The organism is Gemmiger formicilis (assembly GCF_016901605.1).
Taxonomy (GTDB): Bacteria; Bacillota; Clostridia; order Oscillospirales; family Ruminococcaceae; genus Gemmiger; species Gemmiger formicilis_B.
Genome location: NZ_JACJKP010000719.1, coordinates 1 through 225 on the forward strand (window position 1 = coordinate 1; position 225 = coordinate 225).

General features: G+C 49.3%; 1 protein-coding gene. It reads left to right on the forward strand.

Annotated elements, in window-relative coordinates; all coding sequences use genetic code 11:
• Window positions 1-198, forward strand: a 198-nt coding sequence (locus tag H6B10_RS16605; RefSeq protein WP_204652478.1) for a hypothetical protein, incomplete at its 5' end; no start/stop codon positions are given.
• Window positions 199-225: the final 27 nt, after the last annotated feature.

A 225-nucleotide genomic window follows, 5' to 3' on the forward strand; every position in this document is an offset into this window, starting at 1 on the left:
ACTTTCTTCGCGCTGGCTGTCGGAGGAATAGCGGGCATATATTACGGCTTTCATATTTACACAACCTTTCGTTATTTCGTGGGTGGCTTGCCCACCTTGCCGGGGGCGTTACCCCTTGCGAAGGATATTCAAAAATTCCCGCCCGTCAAGGTTAAAATGAACTGGCTTCGCCAGACCTTGACAAGCGAGAATTTTTGAATTGGAGGAAATCAAGGGTAACGCCCC